We start from the raw sequence: 24838 nt of genomic DNA, 5'->3' as shown, positions 1-24838 counted from the left end.
AAGGCGCGGGCCATGCTGGATGAGGCTAACAAGCAACTGGATTCTGTAAAAGCCAATTTCGCAGCATTTCGCAAAAATACGCCTGAAACAGTCGATGGCCGCCGTTTAGCCACGCGCATTGTCAGCACTTACCAACCCTATATGGATGATGGCATCGACCCCATGGTCCAGGCGTTGGAAAGCAACGACTACACGACTTTTTACTTCGTGAACAGTGAGTTCGGTATTGCGCGTAGCGCGGCGTTTCAATCCTCGATCGACACTTTCTCAAGCCATATAGAAAAGAGACAGGCCGAATTTTTCGCGAAGGCCGGCGCTACGTTCCGACAGGCCCTGACCGCGATTGGAATAGCGATTTTCATCGGCTTCTTGTTGATGATAGTGATGCGTGTCGTGTTTGGTCGAGTGGTGGTCAAGCAATTGATACTGGCAGGCTCGCATTTCGACCGTATTGCCAGCGGTGACCTGACCCAGCGCATCGATGTCAGGTCACGCAACGAAATCGGCGTGCTGTACGAGGCATTGCGCCGCATGCAGGAAAGCCTGACGCGTACAGTAAGTACTGTGCGTCAGGGGGTGGAAGAGATCACCCTGGGTTCACGCGAAATATTTATGGGCAATACCGACCTTAGCAGCCGTACCGAGCAGCAGGCTGCGGCCTTGCAACAAACGGCGGCAAGCATGGAAGAACTGTCCAGCACCGTGCGTCAGAATACGGATAACGCCATGCAGGCCGACAAGCTGGCCAAAGATGCGTCGGAAGTGGCGTTGCGCGGAGGCAAGGCCGTATCTGTCGTGGTCACCACTATGGATGAAATCTCGACCAGTTCGACCAAGATGTCCGAAATTGTCAGCGTTATTGATGGCATTGCGTTCCAGACCAATATCCTGGCTTTGAACGCAGCAGTGGAAGCGGCTCGGGCCGGCGAACAGGGTAAGGGCTTTGCTGTTGTCGCCGGGGAAGTGCGTTCGTTGGCGCAACGTAGTGCTCAGGCGGCCAAGGAAATCAAGGTGCTGATCGAGGAGTCTTTGCTTAAGGTGCGTTCCGGCGCCAAGCAAGCCAGCGAGGCGGGAGGCATCATGCAAGAGGTGGTCGTGTCGGTGCAGGGCGTCACCACCATCATGAGCGAAATTTCATCCGCATCCACTGAGCAGTCCGACGGTATTCAGCAGGTGAACCAGGCCGTTACCGAAATGGATAGCGTAGTGCAGCAAAATGCTGCGTTGGTTGAGCAGGCTGCGGCCGCTGCGGGCTCACTGCAAGACCAGGCCGCCCGCCTGACCGAAGCGGTATCTGTTTTCAAGATCAATGCGAGCGACGTGATCGATGTTCAGGCGCAGCCGGCAGAGGTGTCGCGACAAGACGCATACACAGCCTTGCAGGGTTCGTATTCTTGAGTCTGTTTATGGCGCTGCCAGGGCTTGTGCGAGCCTGGCGATGACGCTGTAACTTGAATCGAAAAGGCGAGACAAGAAGGGCGTGGTTTGAGGCAGAACGATGGTCAGCAAGGTCAATCCGGTCATCAGGCTGATCGGAAAGCCCACTGCAAATACTGATAATTGCTGAGCGGTACGGTTCAAGATGCCCAGTGCCAAGTTGATCGTGAGCAGTACGATAATCAATGGCAGCGCCAGCAGCATGCCTGATACCATGACCTGCGAACTCCATTCGAACAACACACCCCAACCATTGGGGTTAAGCGCCCCTATGCGTATGGGCAAGAGGTCGAAGGTGCGCATGAATCCACCCAGCATGAGCAGGTGGCCGTTAAGCGCCAGGAAAACCAGCATTGCGACCACGTTCATAAGGCGGGCCAATACGGCAGTGTTCGCCCCTGTTGCCGGGTCGAAAAAAGAGGCGAATGACAGGCCCATTTGCAAGCCGATGAATTCGCCAGCGGTTTGCACGGCCGCAAAGACAATACGCATGACCAGGCCCAGCGCCAACCCAATAAATACCTGCTGCACTGCTATCCAGATGCCTGCGAAAGAGCCTGTAGGTACTTCAGGCATTGGCCCCAAGGCTGGTGCGATTGCTATGGTAACGATTGCGGCAAAGCCAATCTTGACCTGCGAGGGAATGGCCGACTCGCCCAGTAGCGGCGCCGTGATCATTAAAGAAAGTATGCGGAAAAACGGCCAGAGAAAGGCGTTGAGCCAGGTATAGAGCTGCTCGATGTCAACGGAAATCATGTTTTTCCTGGCTGCTGCGTGGGCTTTACGAGGCCAGGCCGGGTATTTGCGAGAACAGGTTCTGCATATAGTCGACCATCGTGCTGATCAGCCATGGGCCAAGCAGCACAAGCGTTACGCCGACAGCCAGCAGCTTGGGGATGAATGACAGCGTCATTTCATTGATTTGTGTGGCGGCCTGAAAAATACTGATGAACAAGCCTACAAACAACGTGACCAGCAATAAGGGGCCTGCCATGCTTAGTGCCACTTTCATTGCAAGATAGGTCATGGACATGACGGTTTCGGAATTCATGCTTTCCCTTTACTGATAAAAGCTTCTAGCCAGCGAACCGAGTAGCAGATGCCAACCGTCGGCCAGCACAAACAGCATAAGCTTGAACGGCAGCGATATGGTGACGGGCGGCACCATCATCATCCCCAGGGCCATCAGCACGCTGGCGATGACAAGGTCGATGATGAGGAATGGGATGAAGATGGTGAAACCGATCTGAAACGCCGTCTTCAGCTCGCTGGTCACAAAGGCCGGCACAAGTATGCGCAAGGGGACTTGTTCAGGGCTTTCGATCTCAGGCACGTTGGCCATATTGGCGAACAGGGATAAGTCCGCTTCGCGTGTCTGATGCAGCATGAAGGTATGCAAGGGCTTGATACCGCGGTCTAGCGCCTGCTCGAATGAAATGCTGCCGGCGCTCAAGGGCTGGTAGGCTTGTTCGTAGATCTGATCGAAAACGGGGGCCATCGCAAAAAAGGTCAGGAACATCGTCAGGCCGATCAGCACCGAGTTGGGCGGCGATGCACCCGTGCCCATCGCGTTGCGCAACAGGCCCAGGACAATGATGATTCGTGTAAAACCGGTCATCATCAACAGCATCGCCGGCAAGAACGACATCATGGTCAGCATGGCAAGCGTCTGTATGCTTAATGACCAAGTCTGGCTACCGTTCGCATCCGTGGTGGATGTAATGGCGGGAAGCGTCTGCGAGAAACTGATGGATGGCAGGAAAAAGGCGATCAGGGCAAGCGCCAGCAGCACCCACACCTGCATGGAGGGCGCATTCAAAAAGCGAAAAATGCAGGAAAAGAAGCGAGTCATTGTTGCAAAAAAGGGCAGGCGCACTTAGCGAGCCTTCATGATTTTACCCAGCGTAGCGGCAAAGCCGCTGGCCGGAATGCTGGTTTGCGTGGCGGCAGCGGGATCCGCCGGCGGCAAGGTGTGCAACAAGGAAATCTGTGTGCTGGTTATACCTAGTACCAGGCGAGCATCTTCGACTTGAACCAGCGCAACAAAGGATTTTGCGCCAAGGCTTTGAGAGCCAAGGATTTTTATGGCCTGAGCATCGCCCGTGCGCAGCCAGCCGGACCTGCGGGTCAGCCACGCACCGGCCAGTATCAGCATGACGATGAAAATCAGGCTGACAATAAGGCGTAGTACGTCGGTTTCATTCATGATGTATTCAGCGGCGGCTGTTAAGCCGGCTGATACGGTCTGAAGGAGTCACGATATCGGTGACGCGGATGCCGTATTTTTCGTCGACCACGACGACTTCGCCCTGTGCGATTAGGTAACCGTTAATGAAAATATCCATCGGTTCGCCGGCCAGGCCGTCCAGTTCTACGACCGATCCTTGGCCAAGCTGCAGAATATTCTTGATCGTGAGTCGGGTGCGGCCGAGTTCCACGGTCAATTGCACCGGGATGTCCATGATCATGTCGATATCGCTATTGCCTTCGATACCGGCGGCCGCCAGGGGCGTGAAAACATGCGCTGCGGCACTCGCTGTAGCGGGTGAAGCCGGCTTGACCGAAGACGTTGTCACAGGTGCCGCAGTCTGTTCGGCGAGCGCGCTTGCCCAATCGTCGACTTCCTGGGCCAGGCCGTCAGCCTGGGTGGATGAGCTCGCCGTGTGGGCTGCTTGCTCGGATAGCGCGGCAGCCCAGTCCAGTTCGGAGCTGTCGGCAGCTTCGTTATCTTTGGCGATATCTTGTTTGGGGTCAGTCATGTTTGTTTGCTTGAGTGAGTTCGGTTTCGGAGTTCGCCAGTATCTTGTTTACACGTAGTGCATAACGGCCGTCGAACGTGCCGTAGTTGCATTCCAGTACGGGTACGCCGCCGACATGGGCGGTGACGGCTGCGGGCATATCAATGGGTAATATATCGTTGACCTGCAGCCGCATGAGCTCGGCAATGCTAGTCTGGATATGGGCAAAATCGGCGGCCAGCACAACGTCGGCGCTACGTACCTGGCGTGATAACTGTTGCGTCCAGCGTTGGTCGATGGCGCCAGCACTGGCCTCTTGTAGAGGGCGAGTAAGCAGGTCGCGCACCGGCTCGATCATGGAGTAGGGCAGGCAAATATTTAAATTTCCGCCAGAAGACCCCAGTTCGATGTTGAATGAGGTCACCACGACGATCTCGTTGCCGCTGCTGATGCTGGCGAACTTCGTGTGCATTTCCGAACGTACATATTCGAACTCGATCGGATACACCTGTTCCCAGGCGCTACCGTAGCTTTCGAGGGTCAGGTTCAGGAGCCGCCGGATAATCCGCTGTTCTGTGGTTGTGAAATCGCGCCCTTCAACACGGGTGCTATAACGGCCATGCCCGCCGAACATGCTGTCGATAACCAGGAACACAAGGTTAGGGTCGAACGTGAATAGCGCGGCGCCTCGCAACGGCCTCATGGTGACCATGTTCAAGTTGCTCGGTACAGGAAGATTGCGCTCGAATTCAGAGTATTTTTGTATGCGTATCGTGCCGACGGTAATGTCGGCGTTGCGCCGCATAAAGGTGAGTAAGACTGAACGCAGGCGACGAGCGAAGCGTTCATTGATGAGCTCCAGCGTTTGCATGCGGTGGCGCACCACACGGTCTGGCGAGCTTAAGTCGTAAGGCCGAACGCCGCTCGGCTCTGGCGCCTGGAGTGCCTTTTCGTTGCTTTCGCCGGTTACGCCAGCTAGCAGCGCATCGACTTCGTCTTGAGAGAGAAGGCTTTGGTATGACATTTATTGGACCACGAACGCAGTAAATAACACACTTGTGATCGCGGGCCCGGTGTTCTGTGGCAAGTAGGGCTCTTGAAGCGTGTTGCGAAGTGCTTGCACCAGTGCCTCGCGGCCTTCTGGGGTTTGCACGTGGTCGGGCCGTTGTTCGGCCAGTTTTCTGAGCACGCGGTCGCGAACCTCGGGCATGTACTCAATAATGATTCGGCGCGAACTCTCGTCTGCCATGCGCAATGTAATGGCAACATACAAGATGCGCTGCGATTGTTCGTTGCGCACCGTAACGGTAAAAGGTTCCAGAGGCGTGAAAATAGGCATTGCTAAAGGCACAGCTTTAGTGGCAACGGATGCGTTTTCGGGCGGCTCTGCATTAGCTTGGCCAAAGCCGGATTTTTCGTAGTACCACAAGGTGCCGCCTATGCTGGCGGCAACAATGATGACTACCGCCAACAAGGTTTTGATCATTTTAAAAGTTTTGCTAGGTTCTGATTTTGCCATGGCCGGTCGGCTAGTGGATCGATTATTGGAAGTTGCCATTGTGCGCCGCTGGGGAATGCCTATACATACTATTTTTCAAGTCTTCGTATTGTGCCCCGACGAGGCAGAGATGATCATGTCGAATAAGGCACTGAATACTTGATAGCTCCGGGGTTTGTCGGGGCGGCATCATTAGGCGAAGGTATCGACCAATGCATCGGGAGTCCGGCTACGCGTCGCGGTTTGTGGGGTGGTGTCGATTCCACCTGACGAGCTCGCGGCAGCGGTCATGGCCGGCTTCCGGCCGGAGCCAAATGATTCATTAAATGTCGATTCCTGTTGCCCTTGGTCATTGACACTGGTTTGCCCCAGAGAGATGCCGGCCTGGGCCAACATCTGCTGTAGTTGCGGCAACGAGTTTTCCACTGTCTGGCGGACTGCGGCATGCGGTGACGTGAAAATCGCATGAGCGACGTTGTCGTTGATATTGATGGATATGCGTAGCGGCCCAAGCTCTGGTGGATCCAGGCGCAGTTCTGCCGTGTGCGGCATGTTGTGGCCGCCCTTGGCAAGAGAAATGAACTGGCGGGCAAAATCGGCAGGCCATTGTTGGCTTTGTAGCGGTGTAGCAATACCCGGCATAGCGAATTGAACTGCAGTTCCGGGAGTCGGCCCGCCATTGCCGGAAAGCAGGGGTGCCTGTACGCCTGAAGCGCCGCCCGTGATAACGGCGCCGGCTTGAGGGATGCTCTGATCGTGCTGCGCGATTGTGAAAGCAGCCGTCTTGGTCGCCATGGCAGCAAGCGAGGCCGTAATATCGGGCGTTGACCCTTTGCCTAAGCTGGAATCGCCAGTACGCGTACGGTCTTGGGCAAGAACTGGTTTTATATTCGTAGGGTTGATTGGCTTGCGGGCGTCGAGTTCGGTTTGATGCGGTGCGGTGGGGGCCACCCTTGCTGGCGTAAAGCCGGCCGGAAGCTCAACCGGTTTGTCATTGTGGGCGGTGATGCGCGCTTCAAGTGCAGGTAATGTCGTTTGCGGCAGGGCCAGAGTCGCTTTTTGGGGGCTGGTTCGTGTTGAGTCCGCCTGCGCGGGGTCTGCCTTGGCGTTATCGACTAGCACTGCATGCAACTCGCCAGGGGCCAAGCCCGCTGCGGTTGGTGATGCCTTGGACTGAGCTGTCCCGGCGGGAGCTGCTTGTCTTCCCGCCATGGCAAGGGCGGCTTCAGCCGCGATAGTTAGTGCGATGTGCGGCAGGCCCAGGCCTTGCTCATCAGCCGATTGAGCCGGAGCTTCGTCTGCGGCATCTTTGCCTGCTTCCGGAGCCGCGTCCAACTGGTCTTTCTTTGCGCCAGTATGGCTACCGCCATTAGCAGTAACGGCGGTTTTCACAGCAGACCTGTTCGACTGTTCGTTGCTTAACACCGAGGAAAAGCTGGGGCCGGACGCATCGGTTTCAGTCGCAGCATCGGAAGGCGGACGGCTTGTATTGCCGGGAGCAACCGGCAAGGCAGCAGGAATCGTTAAGGTAGTCATGGCTTGCCCTGATTAGTGAGAGTAGTGTGCCCGACGGTACAAATTGGCCGATACTTCATCGCTGGCGAGTTGTTCGTTACGGTTGTTGCGCAGCAGCAGTTGATGCGACTGGCGCGTTTGCAAGGCTTCGAAGGAGCTTAGGCGACGCTTTTCCGCATACCATTGCTGACGCCCTTGCTCGATTTTGGCATTCATCTGTGCAACGATTCTATTTTGCTGCGAAATCGCTTCATCTAAAGTGGCAATGAACTGCCTAAAGTTATGATAATTCGATGCAGATAAGCCGGTTTCGGTTGCTTTCTGCAAACGATCTGCGTAATCGAGACGGTAAACGTGCAATGTCGAGAGCTGGGCTTCGGCATTATTGCGTTCGCTTGTCAGTTGGCTAAGTTGCTTTCCGACTTTGTCGGCGCCATCTTTGGCCAGTTCTATCAGGGTAGTGAGTGACGACATGCTAGCCATGGTTGATTCCTCGTTGCGGCATGTCGTGCGAGCGCGCCACGCCTTGTCCAAACAGGGTTTCCAATTGTTCCGTTGCCGATCCGTAATCGATGCGCACGTCCAGGCCTTGCTGCAGGTAGGCTTCAAGCCATGGGTACTTCTCAATGGCTTCATCGATTTGCGGGTCATTGCCTGACGTGTAAGCACCTACTGCAATCAGGTCGTGGTTACGTTGATAACGGGACAGCATTTTTTTGAATTTGTGCACCAGCGTAAATTGCTCGTTCGGAACAATTGCCGACATGACCCGCGAGATCGACGCTTCGATGTCGATGGCCGGATAGTGGCCCGATTCGGCCAAGCTGCGCGACAGCACGATATGGCCATCCAAAATAGCGCGAGCCGAGTCGGCAATGGGATCTTGCTGGTCGTCGCCTTCCGTCAGGACGGTATAGAAGGCGGTAATCGAGCCCGCTGGCTTGCCTCCTACCGACGCCCCATTGCCGGCCCGCTCGACCAGAGCGGGAAGCTTCGCGAATACAGAAGGCGGGTAGCCTTTGGTGGCGGGCGGTTCGCCTATGGCCAGGGCAATCTCACGCTGCGCCATCGCATAACGAGTGAGTGAGTCCATGATCAGCAAGACGTGCTTGCCATCATCGCGGAAGTGTTCGGCCAGTTTGGTGGCGTATACCGCGGCTTGAAGCCGCAGCAGCGGCGATACATCGGCCGGGGCAGCCACGACCACAGAGCGCTTGAGTCCTTCCGGACCCAGGTTGTGTTCGATGAATTCTTTGACTTCACGTCCCCGCTCGCCAATCAGGCCGACGACAATGACGTCTGCCTTGGTGTAGCGGGCCATCATGCCTAGTAGTACGCTTTTCCCGACGCCCGAACCGGCAAATAACCCCATGCGTTGTCCGCGGCCCACGGTCAGCAGCCCATTGATGGCGCGTACGCCTACGTCCAGCACGGTATCTATCGGCGCGCGAGAAAGCGGATTAATGATCTGGGCGCCTAGCGGCGCCGAGCCCACGTCGGTTAAGGGACCGAGGTCGTCCAGCGGGTTGCCCGCGCCGTCCAGCACGCGGCCCAACAGGGAATCGCCCACCGGCAGGCGGCGCGACAACACAGGGGGTAGGGCGCGGGCTTCCTGAGCATGCGAAGGCAAGGGAACTGGGCATTGCACGCCCCGCTCGATGGGAATGACTTTGGCACCAGGAGGTAGGCCCGATATATCGCTTTGCGGCATCAAGTACAGCGTATCGCCATGAAAACCCACGACTTCAGCATCAGCCCAATAGTTTTGGCCTGCGGATATTTCGATTTTGCAGGCGGCGCCTACCGCCAGGCGCAGGCCGGTGGCCTCAAGCACCAGCCCTGTCGCGCGCGTGACGCGCCCGCTTATGTGCCATGATTCAGTCGCCGCTACACGCCTCGCCCCGGCCTCGAGCTGGGCTTGCCAGCGATCGATGGCCGTAGCGAGAAGAGCCGCGTCCTTGGACATCAGGTTTTCCGTCCCGCGAAAGCGCTGTGGCCTAGTGCCGAAGTGACACGCTGCCAGCGTGTCTGGAGCGTTGCGTCGATATTGCCCAATACGGTTTCCGCCAGACACCCACCGCGCTCGATGGATTCATCGGAGAGCAGCCGCCAATGGCTTACGTCAAGGTCGTGCTGGAGATATTGATCGACCAGATCCAGATCAGCGGGGTTCAGGCGCAGTTTGAGTATTGTTTCTTTGTTGGAATCCAGGTGGGTAATATCGCGCACCAGATCCAGTATTTTTTCGGGATGGGCGTCTAACGTACTACGCAGCACCTGCTCTGCAATCCGAATGGACAACGCAATCATGGCCTGACCCATTTCGGCTTCTATTGACGCGAGGGCGTCGGCGCAGTTTTTTGCGGCGGATTGCAAATGCGCAGCTTCTTGCTGGACGCGTTCGCGACCCGCCGTGTGGCCTGCCTCGAAGCCGGCTTCATAGCCAAGCTCGTGTCCGGCCTTGCGGCCTTCTTCAGTGCCAGCGGCCAGGCCTTGAGCGTGTCCTGAGGCATAGCCTTCGGCGTGGGCGCGCAATTGAGCCGCCTCGCGCGCGCGCTGGATTTCGGCGTAGACATCGACCGGATCGGCCGCTGGCTCGGCCGCTTGTTTGACAGGCGCGGGAGGTGCATCGAACGATGTCATCTCCCAGCGTTTCCACATATCGGCTTCCTGGTAGTAGCCAACTTGCTTGTTAGACATACTCGTCACTTCCAAGGCCGCTTAGCGTAAATTGGCCAGCTTCGGCTAGTTTGCGAGCCACCTGGACAATGTTCTTTTGCTCTTCCTCGACCTTGGACATGCGTACAGGCCCTTGCGCATCAAGGTCGTCGCGCAGCATTTCGGCCGCCCGGTTCGACATGTTCTTGAAGAACTTCTCGCGCAATTCTTCAGGTGCGCCTTTCAGTGCAATAGTCAGTGCCGTCGTATCGATTTCTTTCAGTATCAGCTGGATGGCTGTGTCTTCGATATCGGCCAGGTTCTCGAAGACGAACATTTCGTCCACAATGCGCTGCGCGAGATCGGCGTCGAGTTCCCGCAAATTGGCCACCACGGCATCTTCTTCTGCCGTACTCATGAAGTTCAGTATTTCGGCAGCAGTGCGTACGCCGCCCATTTTGCTGCGCTTGGCGCCCTGGCCCGACAGCATGGTGTTAAGCACGTCAGTCAGTTCATGCAGGGCGGCGGGCTGTACGCCGCCGAACGTGGCAATGCGCAGCATGACATCGTTGCGCAGCCGCTCATTGAGCAAGGCCAATACGCTGGATGCGCGGTCACGTTCAAGGTGAACCAGTATCGTGGCGATGATTTGTGGATGTTCGTCGGCGATGAGTTCTGCCACGCTGGTGGCTTCCAGCCAGTTAAGGGCGTCGATGCCATTGGCGTTGTCGCTCCCTTCCAGGATGTCTTCGATGAGGCTGGCTGCGCGGTCATTGCCCAGTGCCTTGTTCAGTACAGAGCGTATGTACTCGTCCGAACCCAGCGTGACGGCCATGAACTGGTCGGCTTCCTGGCGAAACTCCTCGAGTACGGCGTCGACATCGGCACGGGTGACTTGTTTAAGGTTGGCCATGGCAGAGCCGACCAGTTGGACTTCTCGTGCGCTGAGGTACTTGAAAACCTCGGCCGCGGCGTCCTCACCAAGAGACATCATGAGAATTGCGCAGCGATCCAGATTGGGTTCAGCGATTGCCATCTTTCTTTTCCATCCATGAGCGCAGCACCATTGCGACAGCACGCGGGTCTTTTTCAGCCATGGTGCGTGCCGTGTTCATATTGTCTTCGTAGCGACTGATTTCAGAGGCTCGCCGTTCCTCGGCCGCTATTTGTTCGCGGCTGCTGGCAAGTTGAGCCTCTTGTGCATCAGTCTGTTCTTTGGCAAGGGCAGCGGTTTCCATCAAGGGTTTGACCAGCTTGCGCCATACCAGGACGACCATCAACGCGATGAGCAGGTACTTAGCGAGCTGCAAGGCGTAATCCAGGTAGATCGGGTTCTCCCAAATGGGCGGCGAAGCAGGCGTATCGTCGGTGAAGACGCTGTTGACCACGCTTAGCGTATCGCCGCGTTCGGCCGAGTAACCCATGGCCTGCTTGACAAGATCATTGAGCTTCTCGAGTTCATCGGCGGGGATCGCTTCAGGCTTGCCATCGTTATTGCGGTAGTTGACGACCACAGCAACCGACAACCGTTGCAGCTTGCCCAGAGGATCCTTAATATGACTGATAGTCCGATCGACTTCGTAATTGATTGTGGAGTCGTTGCGACTGCTGCCTGTACCTTGTCCGGGCGTGTTATTGCCAGCCGGCGTTGCGGCCAGATTGCCCGCTGCGTTATTGGCCCCTGCGTTCGCGGCGGCACCAGCGGCATTTGCTTGCGGCGCTGCGCCAGCCTGCGGCGGCGCTACGATGGGCGCCGTGGCGTTGACAGGAGGTTGGTTGGTCAACGCGCCCGGTATGCCTTCAGGCGGTAATACATTGCTTTGCATGGAGGCGCTGGTTTGCGCGCTACGCACTGCGGCCTCGCCGGGATTCTGATTCGGACGATAGACTTCAGAGGTTTGTTCGCGCTGGGCGAAATCGACCTGGGCGCTGACCTGCGCACGTACGTTGCCTACCCCGACCAGCGGATTAAGCAGTGTCAGGATGCGTTGCACAGTACGTGATTCGATATCGTTGACCAGATTGCGCCTGCTGCCGTCGGCGCCTGCTTCTCCGGTGGGGGCAGTGAGCAGCCGGCCATTTTGATCGACTACCGACACTTTGTCGGCTGTCAGATTAGGTACGCTGGAAGATACCAGCCAGGTAATGGCGGCCACCTGGGCGTCGCTTAGGCTGCGGCCCGGGTAGAGCGTTAGCAAGACGGACGCCGTAGGCGCCTGACGGTCGCGAACGAATAAGGATTCGCGCGGTATGGCCAAGTGCAGGCGGGCACTTTGCACGGCATGCAAGGCTTGGATCGAGCTGACGATTTCGCCTTCAAGAGCGCGCTGGTAATTGACCTGCTCGGTGAACTGGCTGGCGCCGAAGCGGGTTTTATCCATCAGTTCGAATCCGGCCTCGCCGCTACGTGGCAAGCCTTGCTGCGCCAGTTGCAGGCGCGCCTCGTGTACTTTGTCTGCAGGCACCAGGATGGCATTGCCCGTCGCCTCAAGCTGGTAAGGCACGTTCATTTGCGTCAGGGCGGCAACTATGGCCCCGCCGTCGCGGTCTTCCAGATTGGAGAACAGGACTTTATAGTCGGGGGCTCGGGTCCACAGCAGGAGTACTGCGACGATAGCAACGGCGGCTGCGGCAAGGCCCAGTTGTAAGGGCTTGGGCAAGTTGCCGAGTTTTCCTAGTGCCGGAAAGCGGGCCAATAATGCGGCCGATTGGCTCATTGACGACCTCTATCGCTGTAATGGCTCAGGCCTGGCGAGAACGTCGAGCTGGTAGTTGGCAGGGTGTACATGCGGCGAGACAGAAATAAGGGAGTGTGAATTATTGCGTGAAAAGCTATGTAGGCAAGCGTCGAAAAACGCTGCTTTTGGGTGTCATTTAGCTCTTATGGAACGAGAGGTCGACCGAATCCGTCATCAGGCGCTTTCTGGCCTTTCTTGAGTGGTGACTATAGCCCTGGGGGTGGGCGCTTCTAATGCCGGAAAAGAAGGGTGTTTTGGTGTTTGATGTGGGGGTTGTCGTTGCGTGATGTTCGGTACAGTAGGCAGGCGTGAGAATTTCGCGTATTTGGATACTCTCTACTTATGGCTATACAAAATCTATCCGCTATCGAAAACATGCTTGCTCAGATGCGAGCGGTTACCCAAGCAGCATCGGCCGGTTCGGTTCGCCCGACAAGCACAGTCGCCGATTCTGGCGGTTTCGCTGCCGAGTTGTCACGGTCGCTGGCGCGTGTGTCTGAGATGCAGAATAGTGCAGCGGCGCAAGGTCGGGCTTTTCAGATGGGCGCACCAGATGTGGCGCTCAATGACGTTATGATCGATATGCAGAAGGCCGGAATCGCATTTCAGGCGACTGTTCAGGTGCGTAATCGTTTGGTTGCGGCTTATCAAGAAATTGCCCGGATGGCTGTTTAGGGCTGTTTGCTGTGAGCCAGTAGGTCGTCGCTTGTGCCGCCTTCCAATGCATACAACCATGCCAGAAGCTCGGCAATTGCTACATACAATTGCGGCGGAATATGCGCATCAAGATCAATTTGCATCAACAAGCCGACCAGCTCAGGCGACTCGTGCACGTACAAGCCATTTTCCCGTGCTGTACGAATAATAGTTTCCGCCAAAGTCCCGTAACCCTTCGCAACCACACGCGGTGAAGCGTCGTTGGCATCATAGGTGATCGCAACTGCAGCGGCGCGGCCATCGTCCAGCGGATGTGGGTTATCGGTCATGACCCAGTACCTCCGCCGTCGATAGTGCCTGGAATATTCCCTGCTTCTGCTTGCCGCTGATAAAGCGATGCTGTCGGATTGTCTGGAATCTGTCGGCTGCCAGCCACTTCTCTGGCGTCGCGGGCAACAGAAAGTTGGCTCAGTTGCATTCCCATGGCAGAGAACCGGTTGCGCAAAGCCTCGGTATGCTGGCTTAGCAATGTAGACGATTCAGGTGCGATCAATTGCATGACCACTTGTTGTCCTGCCAGTGTCAGCCGGGCTTGCACATTACCCAGCACTGGTAGTTGGATATTGATGCGCGTTGCCCAGTGGTCGACTTCGAGTGGAAGGTTAGTTTCCTCCCGGGATGGTTCACGGCGGCTGATTTCCCAATCCATGGGGGCTTCAGGCCACGCTTCGCCACGCCAGGCAAAAGTTTGGTTAGCCAGTACTTCCAGTTGCTGGCGTACTAACTGGTGAGTTTGAGGGTCCAGTCCGGGTACGGGTACGGATGCGGGGGCTGGCGCGGGAGATGACGCAGCGCTGGCGCCAGCTGTCGACGTATTCTGGCCGACAAACCCCGCTTCGCTGCGCTGGCCTTGTGTTGCCGTTGATGCATTGTTTGCATTAGCCAGGGTGGCCGCCGGAGTTGTCGGTGTGTTTGAATTCGGGGCGGGTGCTGCCGCTCCGGCATTCTTGCCTTGTCCGGCGGTTGCTGGCTCCGGCGATCCGCGGCCCGCCTGGGCCTGGGGTTCTTGTTGCAGTTGGCTGATGGTTTGTTTGCCAAAGGCCAGATTATTCAAATGCGATTCATAAAACATGCCGCTACGTTGCAGGGCATGGGCCAGAGCTTGAGCCAATTGCGCGGGCAGGGCGGATGCCGATTGTGGTGCAGCAGCAGCGGCGCGTGTGGCATGATTTGTCTGGTTGGCGTTGGTTGTGCTGGTGCTGCCAGATTGGCTGGTGTCGCCAGCGCGCGGGTTGGTGCCAAGTAAAGGCGCCTTGCCTTGTACTGCGGGCGGCTGATCGGGAAAATTCGCCAGCAGCGCCAATATGGTGCGGGCCGCATGACCAAGACTGGTAGGTGCTGAAGCCGTAGTGCTGGTGCTGGGGGCGCTACGCGCAGCCAGAATTTCCGCGGCCCGCGCATCCACCTTGGCACGGTTGATGGCTTCTTTGGTCTGCTGTTCCGTCTGCGCTGTGGCTCGGTCGACGCCATCGCGTGGTTGCCGATGCACCTGGTTCTGCGCGGCGTCCGGACGCTCCGGGCTGCCAGGTTGGGTTATTGCATCTGGACGCGCGCCTGAAACCAGGTTGGCTTGCTGGGATAGTGTGGTGCCTAAAACGGAATCAAGCCGGTGTACCAGCAGTGTACCTAGAGCCGATGGGCCGCCAATGCTCATGATTAAGAGATGGTGCTGGAATAGGTATGCAATACGGTTTGCTGGCGCCTCATGTTGCCTAGCAAGGTACCGAGGCGCTCAAGTTCTGGCCGTGCCAGCATGCGAATACTGGCATCATCGTCGAGAATCTTGGCCAGCAGTTTTTTTCGTCCTTCGCGATCTTTATCGCTAAGACTGGTAATGGCGCGCAGGGACTCTACGGCATCTTGATATTGCTCGCCCAGGGCTACCACGGTATCCCAATTATTGGCACGTGCTTCCACGAGCATGCGAGTGGAAATGCCGGCTATGATTTCGTACTGGCGCAAAATAGAAGACGTATGGCTCATAGGTAAAATCATCGGTGGGTCTGTGCGGATTGACTGTGTGGGGCGATATTATCTTTGCTTAAACTATTGATAGTGCAAGGATGAAGTGATTGGAAACCAAAAGCAATAGGTTGGCGGGGGAATAGTATTAGCCGGTTTTTTCGGTAAATAGTTCTGTTCGAACGGGGTCGGTAGCTTCGCGCCAAGCGCTGCCGATATTGACCAGTAACTGTTCCGCTAGCGCCAGTTTATCTAGGTCGGCATTCAGGTTGGCTAATAACAGATTGCGTATGATGAGTTCATAACTGGCAACCAGGTTGGTTGCCAGTTCGCCGCCTGATTCCCGATCGACGCTGGCTTTCAGGCCAGAGTCCACAATGTCGATGGCTTTCGAGATGGCCAGCCCACGGCCTTCGATATTGCCGCTTTCCATATGTAGCCGGGCTTTCAGGATAGCCGCCTGGGCGCCATTGAAGAGCAGGGTGATCAAGTGTTCGGGACTGGCGCTGAATACCTCGGTTTCAAGGCCTATATTGGCATAGGCATTGACAGCATGTTGGCGTCTAGGCCCGCGAGCAGAGGAATAAGTCATTATTTGCTGTCGTTCATATTGCCAAGCATGGAAAGTTGCTGGGTCAGGTAGCTGCTGATTGAACCCATCTGCGCCATCATGGAGTCCAGGGCGGAAAATTGCTTGCGATAGGTTTCCATTTTTGCGTCGATGCGAAGAGACGTGGCGTCATATTGCTTTTCCAGGCCTTTCAAGGCCTGAGTCATGCTGTCGGACGCGGAACTGATTACGCCATCGCTTTTGACGAAGTTGTCTGCAACCGCGCCCAGTTTCTTGCTGATGCCGTTTTCGCCGGCGAACAGTTTTTGTACATCGACCATGCCGTCTTTCAGGGCCGTTTCGAGCTTTTTGGAATCGACTACCAACAGGCCGGTATTGGGATTGGTAGTGATGCCCAGTGACGACAGGTTGCGCACGGTGCCAGTATCGTTTACTGCATTCAATCCGCTACGCAGTTGACTTTGCACGTTGCGCGCCAAGCTGTCGCCTGATAGCGCGCCTGAATTGGTTGGATCGTCGACGTTGAAGCTGGTGTGCACCTTGATGACATTTTGCAGGCTGTTGTAGGCCGTGACAAAATCATTAATGGCTTTAGAGGTAACAGCGTCATCGCGGGTAACCGACAATGCGTCGGTGCTACCTGCGGTATTTTTTTTGAGTAGCGTAAGCGTTACGCCTTCAATGGCGTCTTCGATGACGTTGGTTTGGCTATTGATTTCAATGCCATTGAACATCACCTTGGCGTTTTCCGCAGCCTTTTCCTGCAGCGCGTTACTGCTGCCGCCTTGCGTGAAGCCTATCGTGTTTTGCAGTTCGGTGATGTCGGTGCCCGCGCCAGCGTCGCTTACGGAAATGCTTTCTACAGACGCTTCGGTGCCGGTGTTCTTGGCTGTCAGCAACAAATAGGATTTGGACCCATCGTTGATAAGCGTGGCGCTCACGCCCATGCTGGAGTCGCCATTGATAGCTTTGGCGATGCCTTCAAGCGAGGTGTCGGTAGAGTCCAGGGTTAAGGTCTTGGCATCTTGGCCGGCAATTTTGATTTCGATTTCGACTTTACCTGCCGCCAAGACTTCCGTGCGGCTGGTTTTGCCGACACTGGTCAAGGTTTGATGTGTAGCCAACTGCTGGACTTCGATGTTGTACTGCCCAGCTATTGCTTTACTGGACGCGGTGGCGGTAAAGGCGTCGCCGCTAACGCTGGTTTTAAGCGCACCGAAGGCTTCTGCTTTACCCAAAGCGTCAGACGCTTTTTTCAAGGTTTCAATTGAGCCTTTTACCGTGCCGTAGGCCGACAGTCGGTTTTGAACAGTCGTGGCCCGATCATTGATCAGGCTTAGGGCGATATTTTCGCTTTTGCGAAGATCTTCCAGTAGCTTGTCGAGCGGCAGGCCGGAACCAACGCCGATATTTGAAATAGCCATAATAAACTCCGTATACAGGTATTGTGCTGCAGCTTGGTCAAGTTCAATGCGTGTGATAACGGCTAGAAGCTTGTGCTCTTTAGCCATTTACCCTTTTTCGCAAGGCGGATAGGGCATTACGCCTTGGTATCGACCGATTTCCCTTGTAGCTGTACTATCATTTTTGCCACGCGGATTACTGCGTCGCTAGGCACTGTGCGCAGGACTTCCCCGGTCGCGCTATCGATAATGGACACGACAACGCGTTCGGCTTCAGGGTCTATGTCGAAACGCATGCCAGTGGCCCAGGCCTTCATGCTGTCGTTGACCTGCTCCAGGGCCTTGCCCAGCGGGTCGTTATCGCCTTCTGTTTGATTTTGGGGCTGCTGCCGGGACGCCATGCTGGCATCGCTGCTGCTTGATGCTTTATCAGATGCGGTGACTTGTACAGCGGGTTCCGGAATGGACTGAGGGCGGGCTAAGTCGGCCGCGGCGGGAACATAAGGACTGGATACGGCATTGGCACCTATAGGATTGGCCATAGGGTGGCTCCTGAAAGTTATTATTGAGCTTGTCTGGCGCCGGTATCCGCGTAACCTTCAACACCTTGCGCTGAATCATGCGTAATTAACGGCAGCTTGTCAGGAAGCTTTAGCCCGATGTCAGTTCTAATTGCAGGAATAGGCAATAAAATGCCCGGCTGATCTGTCCAACAGCTGGCGCCAGCCTCGGCCACAATAGGCATTCTGTATGTTTGTTTGATCAATACCGCATGTCTAGCTCTGAAGACCGCCTTGTTGGACAGTACGCTCCGATGGTTCGCCGCCTGGCTTTGCAGCTTGTAGCTAAACTGCCTGCCAGCGTCGAGCTTGACGATTTGATGCAGGCCGGCATGATGGGCCTGCTGGACGCCGTGCGGCGTTATCAGCAAACCGCCGAGGCTCAGTTTGAAACCTACGCCATTACCCGGATACGCGGCGCCATGCTTGACGAACTGCGTAGTCAGGATTGGCTGCCGCGCAGCGTGCGCAGCAAAGCCAAAAGCATAGAGCAGGCCATACATCAGCTAAACCACCGCTTGCTACGGCAAGCTACGGAAGCCGAAATCGCCGAGGAACTCGGCATGCCGTTGCCGGACTACCAGGAATTACTGGAAGAGGCGCGCGGCGTGCAGGTTATTCATTACGAAGACCTGGCCCGGGATAACGATGACGCCACCCATCCTTTAGACCGTGCCCACCATCAGGCAAGCAGCGACGAACAAAGCCGCTGGTCTAATCCCCTTAACCAGTTAGTGTCCCAGGGCTTGCGCAACGCGTTGGTCATGGCGATCTCGTGTTTGCCTGAGCGCGAACAACTGTTGCTGTCTTTGCAGTTTGAGCAAGATCTCAATCAAAAAGAAATCGGCGCGGTCATGGGTATTACCGAGGGGAGGGTTTCCCAATTGCGGTCCCAGGCCGTGGCGCGCATACGCGCGGCTCTGGCGCAAAACAATTGGCAAGAAAACCTCGACGAAGTTGAGTTCCAGGCGCTGCTATAAATCCATCAAGCCAGTACCGTATCATCGTTGATCTGGACGGTTTCGCCGTCGAACGACCGGGCGCCACGACGTAGCAGGCGCTGGTAAAAGCCTGGAGTCATGTCGGTAATGAACACTTCGTACCCATGGGCCTTGGCGGGTATGTATATTGCTTTAATCAGCGCTTTTCCCAGGCCCTGACCCTTCATCGCTTCCGGCATAACGATGCTGGATATCCGCACTTGTTTATGTTCATCAACAACGTTCACCCGCAACAGCGTAGCCCGTGTGAGCTCGCTATCGTCTTGCTGAACTTTGACTTCAATGAGGTTGGGCTGAATGTCGAACTTGTGATCGTTCAGGTTTTGCAGGTAGGGAGCCAATATCGGCTTGATCGCATTTACGATTTCGGTTTCTATGACGGTCATGGCGTTCACATTCCTGATGTAAAGGCAAAGCGTATGGGCTGCTTAGCCGGGCGGATATTATGCGGCTGCATTATTCATCATACTAGAGTTGCTTAACGTAAATGGCAACTGTGGACACTCGTATTCTTCGATGTTCGTAGAGGGAGTTTCATGGTAAGAAGTTCAACGCGGCGCTGTTGTTCAGAGACAAAAGACTAGTGACTACTTTGTTATAGATATCGTATTAGTCCATATAATACGATATCTATAGTTATAAATTTAAAAATATTTGGATCATAGATGACTGGTTATGCCATATAATTCGATATCTATGAGGGGTTTTCCGATGCCAAAGAAGCTTCGTAAGCCAGAAGTAACGCCTTCTTTAGTACAAGAACGCTTGGTAATATGGGGTCGAGCCATACGAGCCCAGCGAGTTGCGCAAAAAATTCTCGCCACTGATTTATGCACGCGCGTCGGCATATCTGACGCGACGCTGCGTAGGCTAGAGCGTGGTGACCCGGGTGCAAGTGCGGCCGCCTATCTAAGCGCTTTAATGACGGTTGGTCTGCTTGACTTTGCTGTTCCTACGCTAGACCCGCAGTTATGGTCTGCTAATCCGCAGGCTCGCGCTCGAACGGTGCTAAGTGACGTCGGCGATGACAACTTCTAAGCGGCTTTTTGTCTATCTTCAGCGCCCTGATACGGGTGATTGGGTTACCGTTGGCAGGTATGCGCTGCATGCTGATGGTGTTACGGGTACTTTTCGATATGCCCCCAGCTATTGCGAGGCTGGCTTAAGTTGGTCAATTGATCCCGTGAATTTGCCTTTCATTCCAAATATCGAGCATGTCGCACCACGATATCAAGGCCTTCACGACATTCTGCGCGATGCGTGCCCTGATTCTTGGGGAAAAATGCTAATTCAACGAGAACATAACCTTTCACATGACGCGCATGAAAGTATGTTCTTGAGCCTGGCAAAAAATGGTGACCGGTGGGGGGGCTTGGCCATTGGCACATCGCCTCGGCCATCCGTTGCAGAGATCTCCAGTCCCAAGCTGCCTCAGTTGGAAGGGCTGGCTCTGGAGCTTTTGGCAATTTACGAACGAAGGCCGCCTATTGATGTGCGTATTCGGAAAAGCTTGATGGCAACGCCTAGCTTGGGTGGCGCTCGGCCGAAAGGTACGTTGCGAGGGGAAGACGGTTTTTGGCTAGTGAAGCCTATTTTGCCGTCAGATACCCGGGATATCCCTCTGTTAGAACACCTTACTCAACAGTTGGGGACCGAAGCTGGGCTGAATTTTGCACAAACCGTTCATCATCAAGTCAAAGATGGGTTAAGCGTAATGCGAAGTTTCCGGTTTGATCGTAATGGTTCACGAAGAATAATGGCGATAAGCGGCGCATCGCTTCTAGGAACCGAGTATCCGGGAAAACTCGACCCATCTCTGTGGAGTTACCCGCGGCTTGCAGAGGAGCTTAGAAGGATCGGCGCTCCTTCCGAAGACATTATTGAATTGTTTAACCGAATGGTATTTAACGCAGTCGTTGGCAATGACGACGATCATCCCCGTAACCATGCCGCCATATATCACCCCTTAGAAAGCAGGTGGAGATTGTCGCCGGCATTTGATGTGGTGCCTAATCCGGATGAAGATCCCAGATCGTTAACAATGCAACTCTCCCTGGGCCGATTTGATATTTCACGGGAGGCTGTTCTGGATGATGCTTTACGGTTTGGGTTTACTAGCCGCGTAGAGGCAGAGTCTCATCTGAATACCTTACTAGAGCGGATCAAGCTGGCATTTGAGGTGATCAAGCCTCGGTTCAGTAAGGATTTAGCACAGATACTAACTAGGCGAATCGCTAATGGCTTGCGTTTATTGAAGGCAATGTAGGACAGCATGAACCATGAAAAAACAGGCCAACGAAGTGTGTTCGTTGGCCTGTTTGTCTAACTGAATAGAGCGATTAAGGCCGGGAATGGTGCCCCTGATATGTATCAAAACCCGATTGGATACCCGTCTTTGCGGTGGTCAGATGCAGCCTGGTAGCCGCCTGTTTCCAACTTCATTGCAATTTGGGCACAACCGAATTCCAAATCGAAGCGGGGAGCCACGTGCACATCGTGGCCTTTATCGCGCAAGCCCTGTACTGTCTTTTCCGGCATGTTCCATTCAAGTCTGACTTCCCGATTGTCGTCTGCAACGCGCCACCGGGGGGCGTCGCTGGCCGCCTGCGGGTTTTGCCGGTGATCGGCGATGCGGCAAGCCATTTGCACATGTCCTTGCGCTTGTATGGATCCGCCCATCAGGCCAAAGCTTGCCAGTGGCTTTCCTTGCTGCATCAGGAAGCCAGGGATGATCGTATGGAAGGGTCGTTTGCCGGGCCCGACTTGATTCGGGTGGCCAGCGCTTGTGCTGAATCCACTGCCGCGGTTATGCAACGCAATCCCGGTGCCTGGAACCACGACACCGGAGCCGAAACCCTTGAAGTTGGATTGAATCAAGGACACCATCATGCCATTCTTGTCGGCCGCCGTCATATAGACCGTACCGCCTTGATGCGGGTTGCCTGGGCCAGGATACGACGCACGTTGTGGGTCGATGGAGCGAGCCCGGGCAGCCAGGTAATCGCGATCCAGCAGTTGCTCTGTCATCTTCGGCGCCATCGTGTCGGCGTCGCCGACGTAGGCATGCAAGTCGGCGAAAGCCAGTTTCATGGCTTCGATCTGCAAGTGCACATAGTCGGCGCTGTCAACTTCCAGCGCCGAAACGTTTAGCGTGTCCAGCATGCCAAGGGCCATTAGCGCGCCTATACCCTGGCCGTTTGGTCCGATTTCCAGGACTTCTAGATCGCGATACGCCATGCGTATGGGGTCGACCCAGTCAGCGCGCTGTGCGGCCAGATCGGCTTGAGTGAGCAGGCCGCCGGTTTTCTGTGCGTGGGCGGCAATGGCAGCCGCCAGGTCGCCATGGTAGAAATCATCTCCGCCAGAGCGGGCAATTTTCGCTAGGGTGTCAGCCTGGCCCTGGCAGATGAAGCGCTCGCCGGGCAAGGGTGCACGCCCGTTCGGCGCGAAGGCTTCTTTAAAGCCTGGCTGGCCGCTGAGTTCGGCAATTTGCGCTTGCCACTGGCGATGCACTGTTGGCGAAACCAAATAGCCGTCTCGGGCGTAGCGAATGGCGGGCTCGAACAGATCTTCGAAAGGAAGGGTGCCGAAACGATCGGAAAGGGCGCGCCAACCCGATACCGCTCCTGGCGTTGTTACGCTATCCCAGCCGCGGCTGGGCATCGCTTTCATTGCGGCGAAGCGCTCGGGAGTCCAGGCTGCGGGCGCCCGGCCGCTGGCGTTCAGGCCATGGATTTCGGTGCCATCCCAGATCAGGGCGAAGACGTCGCCGCCGATACCGTTCATGCACGGTTCGACCACCGTCAAGGCAATGGCGGTGGCAAGCGCCGCGTCGACGGCATTGCCGCCACGCATGAACATTTGTGCGCCCGCAGCGCTGGCTAGCGGTTGGGAGGTGGTTACGACGTTGTCGGCGAGTACCGGCATACGTTGCGAATGATAAGGAAAAGACCAGTAGTCTGAAGTTTGATTCATTATTTACATCTCTAGAAAAAAATAGGCGATTTCGCCTTACTGTGCACTGATATTTGCTGCTTTGACGACTCCTCCCCAGTATTCGTGCTCGTCTGCCACTATCTTGCCCAACTCCGGTCCCGTTGCGTAGCGCATTTCGGCTCCTTGGGCTGCCATGGATTTCTTCAGGTCGGGGTCGTTGATGACTCGCTTAAGCGCCACGGCTAAAGTATCGATGATTTGCGGGGATGTGCCTTTTGGAGCGAACAAGCCGAACCGATTATCGGCAACTACATTCTTTACACCTGCTTCAGCCAAGGTAGGAACATCTGGCAACAGGCTGACCCGCGAGGAGGAAGCCACGGCCAAATACTTCAGTTTTTTTCCTTTGGCCAAAGGCATGGAGCCGGTAACGCTGTCGAACATCATGCTAGCCGCGCCATTGACCACATCCGGCAGCGCCTGGACACTGCCCTTATAAGGAACATGTGTCATTTTCAGCCCGTTCTGGGCGACAAACAATTCCGACTCCAGATGCGATAACGTACCCACGCCTTGGGAGGCATAGTTGAATTCACCGGGCTTTGCTTTAAGGTACGCGAGCAGTTCTGTTACGTTATTGACGGGTAGTGTGGCGGGCACCACCAAGGCATGGGGCACGAACCCGATAAGCCCAATGGGAATAAAGTCTTTGGTCAGGCTAGCTGCTTGGTCCTTATATATTGAAGCGGCAATTGCCTGATTAGTGGTGGCAGCAAAATACAAGGTATAGCCATTAGGCGCTGCGCGGGCCGCGCCGGATAAGCCGATTGCACCGCCAGCGCCGGGGCGGTTTTCGACCACAACTGACTGCCCCAATTCGACCGCCAGCCGTTGACCAACTGCCCGCGCCAGCACATCGGTTGCCCCTGCGGGAGGAAAGGAAATAATGACTTGAATGGGTTTGTCGGGATAGGCGGCTTGTGCACCCATGGACAAGGCTAATCCTGCCCCGGCAACCAGGCAGCGCAAGCCGCCCAAAACGGATAAGGCTTTCGGATACGTTGAAAATGCTTTCATGAAGTCTCCTCTTGATGCCGGGCTATCGGCATTCTTGTCGTTGAAGCAGCGATAGTGCCAAACACTATGGTGCTTGTTAACGAACAATACTGATATGCTTTGATTAAATCAATTTGATTTTTTATTGGAATACGATAAATTTTTTTATGAGTACTCTCCGCTTTCTTCGTACCTTCATTGCAGTCGCCAGATGTGGTTCATTTGCGGAGGCGGCTGAGCATGTTTCATTGACGCAAGCGGCGGTCAGCTTCCAAATGCGTGCGCTGGAAGAAACCTTGAGCCGCCAGCTATTTGAGCGTCAGGGCCGGATATCAGTCCTAACAGCCGCCGGTCGCGAAATACTGCCCGAAGTTCAGGCACTCTTGGATCAATTTGATAGATTGTGCGCGCCAAAGGCAAATGCTGAGGAACTGGCCGGCGCCGTGGCATTTGGCGCCATTGTGTCTTGCATGGCACCATTGTCGAAAGGCATTTCCAAACTCAAAACCCGCTACCCGCGCCTGGATGTGCGCTTGTCCACCGGCAAGTCGGGGGAGCTTGCCGAGCAGGTGGAGGCGGAAGAGCTTGACGCCGCGATTATCGTGGAGCCGGTACGCATGCCGCCCGGCCTGCAGTGGATTCCACTATGCGAGGAACCATTGATTTTGCTTGCGCCTGCAAGTGCCGCAGCCCGTTCACCGCAAGACGCGCTTGCGCGGTATCCATTTCTTCGTTTCGACCGCAAGGAATATACCGGACGCTTGGTTGATCGGGCTCTTAAACAATTGCATTGCCCCGTGGATGAGTTCCTGGAACTGAACTCTATCGATTCGCTGGTCGAGTTAGTGCGCCAGGAGGTTGGGGTTGCGTTGTTGCCGCTGCTGATCAATTCGGACTGGTTGAACGATCCCAGCTTGCATGTGCTGTATTTACCTAAGAATATGCATGCCGCAGTTCGTCGTATTGGGTTGGTGATTCGCAGCGATTATGCAAGGCCCAAGTTTGCGGAAGAATTTTACGCAACGTGTATGGGGATGTTTGAAGGAGG

General features: G+C 55.5%; 28 protein-coding genes. 6 read left to right on the top strand and 22 right to left on the bottom strand.

Annotated features, from left to right (window positions below; genetic code table 11):
• Positions 1–1398: methyl-accepting chemotaxis protein (locus ABWO67_RS10515; RefSeq protein WP_353151414.1), on the top strand; the 1398-nt coding region annotated here is incomplete at its 5' end.
• Between the two features lie 6 nt (positions 1399–1404).
• Here the strand turns inward: ABWO67_RS10515 and fliR are convergent.
• The 13 genes from fliR to fliF form a co-directional block, all read right to left on the bottom strand.
• Complete coding sequence (gene fliR, locus ABWO67_RS10510) at positions 1405–2193, bottom strand: flagellar biosynthetic protein FliR (protein ID WP_353151411.1); 789 nt, start codon at positions 2191–2193, stop codon at positions 1405–1407.
• A 25-nt stretch (positions 2194–2218) separates the two neighbouring features.
• On the bottom strand, positions 2219–2488 hold the full coding sequence (fliQ, locus tag ABWO67_RS10505) for a flagellar biosynthesis protein FliQ (RefSeq protein WP_353151408.1): 270 nt from the start codon (positions 2486–2488) through the stop codon (positions 2219–2221).
• A 9-nt stretch (positions 2489–2497) separates the two neighbouring features.
• On the bottom strand, positions 2498–3241 hold the full coding sequence (fliP, locus tag ABWO67_RS10500; protein ID WP_353151405.1) for a flagellar type III secretion system pore protein FliP: 744 nt from the start codon (positions 3239–3241) through the stop codon (positions 2498–2500).
• Positions 3242–3313: 72 nt separating this feature from the next.
• Entirely contained in the window at positions 3314–3643 is a 330-nt protein-coding gene (gene fliO / locus ABWO67_RS10495; protein WP_353151402.1) for a flagellar biosynthetic protein FliO, read from the bottom strand.
• Positions 3644–3650: 7 nt separating this feature from the next.
• On the bottom strand, positions 3651–4196 hold the full coding sequence (fliN, locus tag ABWO67_RS10490; RefSeq protein WP_353151399.1) for a flagellar motor switch protein FliN: 546 nt from the start codon (positions 4194–4196) through the stop codon (positions 3651–3653).
• On the bottom strand, positions 4189–5199 hold the full coding sequence (gene fliM / locus ABWO67_RS10485) for a flagellar motor switch protein FliM (protein WP_353151396.1): 1011 nt from the start codon (positions 5197–5199) through the stop codon (positions 4189–4191). Before fliM ends, fliN begins: the two co-directional genes overlap by 8 nt.
• Positions 5200–5661, bottom strand: a complete 462-nt coding sequence (locus ABWO67_RS10480) for a flagellar basal body-associated FliL family protein (RefSeq protein ID WP_353151393.1) — start codon at positions 5659–5661, stop codon at positions 5200–5202.
• Positions 5662–5865: 204 nt separating this feature from the next.
• A complete protein-coding gene (locus tag ABWO67_RS10475; protein ID WP_353151390.1) occupies positions 5866–7209 on the bottom strand; it encodes a flagellar hook-length control protein FliK in 1344 nt (447 codons plus the stop codon).
• 12 nt (positions 7210–7221) lie between these two features.
• On the bottom strand, positions 7222–7671 hold the full coding sequence (gene fliJ / locus ABWO67_RS10470; RefSeq protein WP_353151387.1) for a flagellar export protein FliJ: 450 nt from the start codon (positions 7669–7671) through the stop codon (positions 7222–7224).
• Positions 7664–9154, bottom strand: a complete 1491-nt coding sequence (gene fliI / locus ABWO67_RS10465) for a flagellar protein export ATPase FliI (protein ID WP_353151385.1) — start codon at positions 9152–9154, stop codon at positions 7664–7666. The genes fliJ and fliI overlap by 8 nt, the downstream gene beginning before the upstream one ends.
• Positions 9154–9888 carry a flagellar assembly protein FliH gene (fliH, locus tag ABWO67_RS10460; protein ID WP_353151383.1) on the bottom strand — a complete coding sequence of 245 codons (735 nt, stop codon included), beginning with the start codon at positions 9886–9888 and terminating at the stop codon, positions 9154–9156. Before fliH ends, fliI begins: the two co-directional genes overlap by 1 nt.
• Positions 9881–10882, bottom strand: a complete 1002-nt coding sequence (fliG, locus tag ABWO67_RS10455) for a flagellar motor switch protein FliG (RefSeq protein ID WP_353151380.1) — start codon at positions 10880–10882, stop codon at positions 9881–9883. The genes fliH and fliG overlap by 8 nt, the downstream gene beginning before the upstream one ends.
• Positions 10869–12563, bottom strand: a complete 1695-nt coding sequence (gene fliF / locus ABWO67_RS10450; protein WP_353151378.1) for a flagellar basal-body MS-ring/collar protein FliF — start codon at positions 12561–12563, stop codon at positions 10869–10871. The genes fliG and fliF overlap by 14 nt, the downstream gene beginning before the upstream one ends.
• 363 nt (positions 12564–12926) lie before the next feature.
• Here fliF and fliE point away from each other — a divergent pair, with 363 nt between their 5' ends.
• Positions 12927–13259, top strand: coding sequence for a flagellar hook-basal body complex protein FliE (gene fliE / locus ABWO67_RS10445; RefSeq protein ID WP_353151376.1), 333 nt, complete (start codon positions 12927–12929; stop codon positions 13257–13259).
• Here the strand turns inward: fliE and ABWO67_RS10440 are convergent.
• The 6 genes from ABWO67_RS10440 to ABWO67_RS10415 all read right to left on the bottom strand — a co-directional run bounded on the left by ABWO67_RS10440 (position 13256) and on the right by ABWO67_RS10415 (position 17779).
• Positions 13256–13570: an EscU/YscU/HrcU family type III secretion system export apparatus switch protein gene (locus ABWO67_RS10440; protein WP_353151373.1), complete on the bottom strand. Its 315-nt coding sequence runs from the start codon at positions 13568–13570 to the stop codon at positions 13256–13258. The two genes, fliE and ABWO67_RS10440, sit on opposite strands and share 4 nt — an antisense overlap.
• Positions 13567–14955 (bottom strand): flagellar hook-length control protein FliK, encoded by a 1389-nt coding sequence (gene fliK / locus ABWO67_RS10435; RefSeq protein WP_353151371.1) that lies wholly within the window; start codon positions 14953–14955, stop codon positions 13567–13569. The genes ABWO67_RS10440 and fliK overlap by 4 nt, the downstream gene beginning before the upstream one ends.
• A 2-nt stretch (positions 14956–14957) precedes the next feature.
• Positions 14958–15284, bottom strand: a complete 327-nt coding sequence (locus ABWO67_RS10430) for a flagellar protein FliT (RefSeq protein WP_353151369.1) — start codon at positions 15282–15284, stop codon at positions 14958–14960.
• A gap of 127 nt (positions 15285–15411) precedes the next feature.
• Positions 15412–15855 carry a flagellar export chaperone FliS gene (gene fliS / locus ABWO67_RS10425; protein WP_353151367.1) on the bottom strand — a complete coding sequence of 148 codons (444 nt, stop codon included), beginning with the start codon at positions 15853–15855 and terminating at the stop codon, positions 15412–15414.
• A complete protein-coding gene (gene fliD, locus ABWO67_RS10420) occupies positions 15855–17258 on the bottom strand; it encodes a flagellar filament capping protein FliD (protein ID WP_353151364.1) in 1404 nt (467 codons plus the stop codon). Before fliD ends, fliS begins: the two co-directional genes overlap by 1 nt.
• A gap of 116 nt (positions 17259–17374) precedes the next feature.
• The gene (locus ABWO67_RS10415) at positions 17375–17779 is read right to left on the bottom strand and encodes a flagellar protein FlaG (RefSeq protein ID WP_353151362.1); all 405 of its coding nucleotides are present in this window, start codon (positions 17777–17779) and stop codon (positions 17375–17377) included.
• A gap of 230 nt (positions 17780–18009) precedes the next feature.
• Between ABWO67_RS10415 and ABWO67_RS10410 the strand changes: the two genes are divergently transcribed.
• Positions 18010–18777, top strand: coding sequence for an RNA polymerase sigma factor FliA (locus ABWO67_RS10410; protein WP_353151360.1), 768 nt, complete (start codon positions 18010–18012; stop codon positions 18775–18777).
• Between the two features lie 5 nt (positions 18778–18782).
• On the opposite strand, the gene ABWO67_RS10405 is transcribed toward ABWO67_RS10410, so the two are convergent.
• Positions 18783–19184: a GNAT family N-acetyltransferase gene (locus tag ABWO67_RS10405; RefSeq protein ID WP_353151357.1), complete on the bottom strand. Its 402-nt coding sequence runs from the start codon at positions 19182–19184 to the stop codon at positions 18783–18785.
• Between the two features lie 325 nt (positions 19185–19509).
• Here ABWO67_RS10405 and ABWO67_RS10400 point away from each other — a divergent pair, with 325 nt between their 5' ends.
• Both ABWO67_RS10400 and ABWO67_RS10395 read left to right on the top strand, forming a co-directional pair.
• The gene (locus ABWO67_RS10400) at positions 19510–19836 is read left to right on the top strand and encodes a helix-turn-helix domain-containing protein (RefSeq protein WP_353151355.1); all 327 of its coding nucleotides are present in this window, start codon (positions 19510–19512) and stop codon (positions 19834–19836) included.
• Positions 19823–21064: a type II toxin-antitoxin system HipA family toxin gene (locus tag ABWO67_RS10395; RefSeq protein ID WP_353151353.1), complete on the top strand. Its 1242-nt coding sequence runs from the start codon at positions 19823–19825 to the stop codon at positions 21062–21064. The genes ABWO67_RS10400 and ABWO67_RS10395 overlap by 14 nt, the downstream gene beginning before the upstream one ends.
• 104 nt (positions 21065–21168) lie before the next feature.
• Here ABWO67_RS10395 and ggt read toward each other — a convergent pair whose 3' ends face one another.
• Positions 21169–22773 carry a gamma-glutamyltransferase gene (gene ggt / locus ABWO67_RS10390; protein WP_353151350.1) on the bottom strand — a complete coding sequence of 535 codons (1605 nt, stop codon included), beginning with the start codon at positions 22771–22773 and terminating at the stop codon, positions 21169–21171.
• Positions 22774–22809: 36 nt separating this feature from the next.
• Positions 22810–23811: a Bug family tripartite tricarboxylate transporter substrate binding protein gene (locus ABWO67_RS10385; protein WP_353151348.1), complete on the bottom strand. Its 1002-nt coding sequence runs from the start codon at positions 23809–23811 to the stop codon at positions 22810–22812.
• Between the two features lie 146 nt (positions 23812–23957).
• On the opposite strand from ABWO67_RS10385, the gene ABWO67_RS10380 reads away from it, so the two are divergent.
• Positions 23958–24838 (top strand): LysR substrate-binding domain-containing protein (locus ABWO67_RS10380; protein ID WP_353151345.1); only part of this gene is annotated, 881 nt, incomplete at its 3' end.

The sequence above is a fragment of the Pollutimonas bauzanensis genome (genome assembly GCF_040393045.1).
In the GTDB taxonomy this organism is placed as follows: domain Bacteria; phylum Pseudomonadota; class Gammaproteobacteria; order Burkholderiales; family Burkholderiaceae_B; genus Pollutimonas; species Pollutimonas bauzanensis_A.
This window is presented reverse-complemented; position numbering and strand designations above follow the sequence as displayed.

Bases quoted from the DNA above. Each gene is read 5' to 3' on its own strand.
- fliG (WP_353151380.1), bottom strand. From the start codon at position 10,882: ATGGCAATCGCTGAACCCAATCTGGATCGCTGCGCAATTCTCATGATG.
- fliI (WP_353151385.1), bottom strand. From the start codon at position 9,154: ATGTCCAAGGACGCGGCTCTTCTCGCTACGGCCATCGATCGCTGGCAA.
- fliJ (WP_353151387.1), bottom strand. From the start codon at position 7,671: ATGGCTAGCATGTCGTCACTCACTACCCTGATAGAACTGGCCAAAGAT.
- fliO (WP_353151402.1), bottom strand. From the start codon at position 3,643: ATGAATGAAACCGACGTACTACGCCTTATTGTCAGCCTGATTTTCATC.
- fliD (WP_353151364.1), bottom strand. From the start codon at position 17,258: ATGGCTATTTCAAATATCGGCGTTGGTTCCGGCCTGCCGCTCGACAAG.
- fliF (WP_353151378.1), bottom strand. From the start codon at position 12,563: ATGAGCCAATCGGCCGCATTATTGGCCCGCTTTCCGGCACTAGGAAAA.
- ABWO67_RS10410 (WP_353151360.1), top strand. From the start codon at position 18,010: ATGTCTAGCTCTGAAGACCGCCTTGTTGGACAGTACGCTCCGATGGTT.
- fliE (WP_353151376.1), top strand. From the start codon at position 12,927: ATGGCTATACAAAATCTATCCGCTATCGAAAACATGCTTGCTCAGATG.
- fliQ (WP_353151408.1), bottom strand. From the start codon at position 2,488: ATGAATTCCGAAACCGTCATGTCCATGACCTATCTTGCAATGAAAGTG.
- ggt (WP_353151350.1), bottom strand. From the start codon at position 22,773: ATGAATCAAACTTCAGACTACTGGTCTTTTCCTTATCATTCGCAACGT.
- ABWO67_RS10415 (WP_353151362.1), bottom strand. From the start codon at position 17,779: ATGGCCAATCCTATAGGTGCCAATGCCGTATCCAGTCCTTATGTTCCC.
- fliS (WP_353151367.1), bottom strand. From the start codon at position 15,855: ATGACTTATTCCTCTGCTCGCGGGCCTAGACGCCAACATGCTGTCAAT.
- ABWO67_RS10400 (WP_353151355.1), top strand. From the start codon at position 19,510: ATGCCAAAGAAGCTTCGTAAGCCAGAAGTAACGCCTTCTTTAGTACAA.
- ABWO67_RS10405 (WP_353151357.1), bottom strand. From the start codon at position 19,184: ATGACCGTCATAGAAACCGAAATCGTAAATGCGATCAAGCCGATATTG.
- ABWO67_RS10480 (WP_353151393.1), bottom strand. From the start codon at position 5,661: ATGATCAAAACCTTGTTGGCGGTAGTCATCATTGTTGCCGCCAGCATA.
- ABWO67_RS10430 (WP_353151369.1), bottom strand. From the start codon at position 15,284: ATGAGCCATACGTCTTCTATTTTGCGCCAGTACGAAATCATAGCCGGC.
- fliN (WP_353151399.1), bottom strand. From the start codon at position 4,196: ATGACTGACCCCAAACAAGATATCGCCAAAGATAACGAAGCTGCCGAC.
- ABWO67_RS10440 (WP_353151373.1), bottom strand. From the start codon at position 13,570: ATGACCGATAACCCACATCCGCTGGACGATGGCCGCGCCGCTGCAGTT.
- fliH (WP_353151383.1), bottom strand. From the start codon at position 9,888: ATGTCTAACAAGCAAGTTGGCTACTACCAGGAAGCCGATATGTGGAAA.
- ABWO67_RS10475 (WP_353151390.1), bottom strand. From the start codon at position 7,209: ATGACTACCTTAACGATTCCTGCTGCCTTGCCGGTTGCTCCCGGCAAT.
- ABWO67_RS10395 (WP_353151353.1), top strand. From the start codon at position 19,823: ATGACAACTTCTAAGCGGCTTTTTGTCTATCTTCAGCGCCCTGATACG.
- fliM (WP_353151396.1), bottom strand. From the start codon at position 5,199: ATGTCATACCAAAGCCTTCTCTCTCAAGACGAAGTCGATGCGCTGCTA.
- fliK (WP_353151371.1), bottom strand. From the start codon at position 14,955: ATGAGCATTGGCGGCCCATCGGCTCTAGGTACACTGCTGGTACACCGG.
- fliP (WP_353151405.1), bottom strand. From the start codon at position 3,241: ATGCAGGTGTGGGTGCTGCTGGCGCTTGCCCTGATCGCCTTTTTCCTG.
- fliR (WP_353151411.1), bottom strand. From the start codon at position 2,193: ATGATTTCCGTTGACATCGAGCAGCTCTATACCTGGCTCAACGCCTTT.
- ABWO67_RS10385 (WP_353151348.1), bottom strand. From the start codon at position 23,811: ATGAAAGCATTTTCAACGTATCCGAAAGCCTTATCCGTTTTGGGCGGC.